2 protein-coding genes and 1 pseudogene are annotated in these 4,137 nt (G+C 62.8%); 1 reads left to right on the top strand and 2 read right to left on the bottom strand.

What is annotated here, in order from left to right; genetic code table 11:
• Nucleotides 1-754 (bottom strand): endonuclease/exonuclease/phosphatase family protein (locus tag RTX98_RS17505; protein ID WP_312798090.1); only part of this gene is annotated, 754 nt, incomplete at its 3' end.
• Nucleotides 755-863: 109 nt separating this feature from the next.
• Entirely contained in the window at nucleotides 864-3,149 is a 2,286-nt protein-coding gene (locus RTX98_RS17500; RefSeq protein WP_312798089.1) for an NADP-dependent malic enzyme, read from the bottom strand.
• Between the two features lie 172 nt (nucleotides 3,150-3,321).
• Between RTX98_RS17500 and RTX98_RS17495 the strand changes: the two are divergent.
• Nucleotides 3,322-4,137, top strand: a pseudogene (locus RTX98_RS17495) (DNA mismatch repair protein MutS); the annotation flags it as partial.

Raw genomic sequence — 4,137 nt, 5'->3', positions numbered from 1 at the left:
TGGTCTTCGACCACGCGACATCGTTGAGATCGCCCGTGACGATCAGCGGCCCGCTTTCCTTTCGGGCGGCCAATGAGATCAGCGCCGTTTCGCCGTCGCGTCCTTCCGTGCCCCGATGCGGCACCGGCGGCTCGGGGTGGATGGAATAAAGGCGAAAGCGCAGGCTTTCATCGAGCACCACCGTGGCAAAAATCGACGGCACGCCTTCGGTCAGAAGATCCTGCACGGACACATCATCCAGCCGGACCTTGGACACCATCGCCATGCCGTAGGAATTCTCTTGGGACTGGTCGACGCGATAGGGGTAGCGGTCGAGCACCGGCGCCAGCCCATCCATCCAGGCTTTGTCGACCTCCATCAGGACAAGGATGTCGGGGCCGGACTGCTCGATGATGCGGATATGCGCCGCATAATCGCGGTTCGACATCTTTACGTTGGATGCGACGAGGCGGAAGCGTTCGCCGTGGTCGACGGCCGGATCGAAATGCTTCGATTCCTTTCGCCACAGCCGGGTAAATTCCGCGATGAACCAGGCCTGGAACAGCGCGATCGCGGCAAAGGTGAGCGGGAAGATCGGCTGGTCGAACAGCGCACCGCCGGATGCAAGCGACACAAACAAACAGGCCAGGGCTACAACGAGGATCTGCTGACGGGGAAAATCGCCGATGCGCACGATGCCATGCGCGATCGGCAGAAACGGCATGACGGTGATCGCCACCAGAAGAACGGCAAGCACCGTTTGCGCAATCAGCATTGCCTGGCTTTATCCTGTTCCGGGCACGCTTGCCCTTTGAGCAGCCGATATAGAGCGGAGCTGAGTGCCGGCGATGGTTTCGCCAGCACTGGCCACTACAGACGCGCGATCAGGAGATTGCGCTGTAAGCGGCGATGGCAGCCATGTTGACGAGGTCGCTGTCCCTGGCGTTCAACGGCACGATCTGCACCGGCTTGTTCAAGCCCACAAGCAGCGGGCCGATCACTGTGGAGCCGCCGAGTTCCTGCAGCATCTTGGTGGCGATCGAGGCGGAATGGAAGGCCGGCATGACCAACACGTTGGCCGGGCCCGAAAGGCGGCAGAACGGATATTGCGCCATCGCCTTGGGATTGAGCGCAACATCGGCCGCCATCTCACCATCATATTCGAAATCAACGCGGCGCTTGTCGAGGATCTTGACCGCTTCCTGAATGCGCTCGGAGCGTTCGCCCTGCGGATGGCCGAAGGTGGAGTAAGCCAGCAGCGCGACGCGCGGCTCATAGCCCATGCGGCGTGCAAAGCCGGCCGTTTCTTCCGCGATATCGGCGATCTCAACGGCATTGGGCATGTCGTGCACCGCCGTATCGGCCACGATGACCGTGCGCCCGCGAGACAGCACGATCGACGCGCCAATCACGCGATGGCCTGGACGGGCATCGATGACGTTGCGCACATCTTCCAGCACGGTGGAATAGTTGCGCGTCACACCCGTGACCATCGCATCCGCATCGCCCAGCGCCACCATGGTGGCGCCGAAATAATTGCGGTCGTTGTTGATGAGACGCTGGCAATCGCGATGGAGGAAGCCGCGCCGTTGCAGCCGCTCGTAGAGGTAGTCGGCATAAAAGCCGTTGCGGCGAGACAGGCGTGCATTGATGACCTCGATGCCGGGCTTGTCGAGATCGACGCCGGCTTGTGCGGCGTTTTCACGGATCACGTCGTCGCGGCCGATCAGGATGGCGGTGCCGAGTTCCTGATTCACATAGGACACGGCGGCGCGCATGACCTGCTCTTCCTCGCCTTCGGCAAAAACAACGCGCTTTGGCTTGCGGCGAACGCTGTCGACGATGCGCTGCAAGGTGGAGGCGATCGGATCGCGGCGGGCCGACAATTGCTGGCGGTAGCGTTCGAGATCGGCAAGCGGCTTGCCAGCAACGCCGGATTCCATCGCGGCCCTGGCGACCGCCACTGGAATGGCGGAGATGAGGCGCGGATCGAACGGCACGGGGATGATGTAGTTCGGGCCGAAGCGCGGGCGCGAGCCCTGATAGGCGGCGGCGACTTCGTCCGGCACGTCTTCGCGGGCCAGATCGGCCAGCGCCTGCGCGGCGGCGACCTTCATTTCGTCGTTGATCGTGGTTGCCCGCACATCCAGCGCGCCGCGGAAGATGTAGGGAAAGCCCAGCACGTTGTTGACCTGGTTCGGGTAATCCGAACGGCCGGTCGCCATGATCGCGTCGGTGCGGATCTCAGCCACTTCTTCCGGCGTGATTTCCGGATCGGGATTGGCCATCGCGAAGATGATGGGGTTCTTGGCCATGGACTGAACCATGGCGGGCGTCAACGCGCCCTTGGCGGACAGGCCGAAGAAGATGTCGGCACCATCCAGCGCTTCCGCCAGCGTCCGCTTCTCGGTCGGCACCGCATGGGCGGACTTCCACTGGTTCATGCCTTCCGTACGGCCCTGATAAACCACGCCCTTGGTGTCGCAGAGGATGACGTTTTCCGGCGTGAAGCCGAGCGATTTCACCAATTCGATACAAGCAATGCCCGCAGCACCCGCGCCGTTGCACACGAGCTTGGCCGACTTCATGTCACGGCCCGTGATGGCGAGTGCGTTGATCAGGCCGGCGGTGGCGATAATCGCCGTGCCGTGCTGGTCGTCATGGAAGACGGGGATGTCCATCAGTTCGCGCAGCTTCTGCTCGATGATGAAGCATTCCGGCGCCTTGATGTCCTCAAGGTTGATGCCGCCGAAGGAAGGCCCGAGATAGCGCACGGCATTGATGAAGGCGTCGGCGTCTTCCGTGTCGACTTCGAGGTCGATGGAATCCACATCGGCAAAGCGCTTGAACAGCACCGACTTGCCTTCCATCACGGGCTTGGACGCCAGCGCGCCGAGATTGCCGAGGCCGAGGATCGCCGTGCCGTTCGAGATCACGGCCACCATGTTGCCTTTGGTGGTGTAGTCGAACGCCTTGGACGGGTCCTCGGCAATTGCCTTTACCGGCACGGCCACGCCCGGCGAATAAGCCAGCGACAGGTCGCGCTGCGTCGCCATCGGCTTGGTGGGGTTGATCTCCAGCTTGCCGGGCCGGCCTTGCGCATGGAAATCAAGCGCTTCCTGCGGGCTGACGGAGGGGCCTGTCGGCTCGTTGCGATCCCTAGGTGGCATGTCTGTTTCCCCGCTTCGTTCTTGTTGTTGCCGCTCTTCTTGTGGAGCGTTCGGGATTAAGACTCCCAATCCCCCTCGTAAAGGCCGAAAACTACCTGACCTTCCGCCGAGGCCCGCTTTGAACGCGCAGATACCGATCGACAAGACCAGCATCCAGCCGGCGGCGACGCCGATGATGGAGCAGTACCATGCCATCAAGGCAGCGAACCCGGATTCGCTGCTGTTTTACCGCATGGGCGATTTCTACGAGCTGTTCTTCAACGATGCGGTGATTGCGGCGGGCGTGCTCGGCATCGCGCTCACCAAGCGCGGCAAGCATCTGGGCGAAGACATTCCGATGTGCGGCGTGCCCATGCATGCCGCCGACGATTACCTGTCCAAGCTGATCGGGCGGGGTCACCGCGTTGCGGTTTGCGACCAGATCGAGGATCCGGCGGAGGCCAAGAAGCGCGGCTCGAAGTCGGTTGTTGCACGGGATGTCGTGCGGCTCGTCACGCCCGGCACGATTACGGAAGAAAAGCTGCTCGCACCGGGTGAAGCGAGCTACCTCATGGCGCTCGGCCGCGCCAAGGGCGCCGACGCACCGTTTGCGTTGGCCTGGATCGACATCAGCACCGGCGCCTTCACCGTTATGGATACGACGGCCGATCGCCTGCTGGCGGACATCCTGCGCATCGAGCCGCGCGAACTGATCGTTCCGGAACCGGTGTTTTACGACCCCGAGCTGAAGCCGGTGTTCGACGTGCTGGGCCGCGTTGCCAATCCGCAGCCGGCCAGCCAGTTCGACGGGGCGGCTGCCGAAGGTCGCATCACCCGTTATTATGACGTGGCGACGCTGGATGGGTTCGGGTCGTTCTCGCGTCCTGCTCTTTCGGCCATTGCAGGCGCCATCGCTTACGTAGAGAAGACGCAGAAGGCCGAGCGTCCGCCCTTGGCGCGACCTTGCCGTGAGGATGGGGGTGCGGCCGTCTTCATCGACCCGGCGACG

This window comes from Tianweitania sp., assembly GCF_032053605.1.
Lineage (GTDB): Bacteria > Pseudomonadota > Alphaproteobacteria > Rhizobiales > Rhizobiaceae > Tianweitania.
The sequence above is the reverse complement of the archived record's forward strand: the minus strand, read 5'-3'. Positions and strand labels throughout refer to the sequence as shown.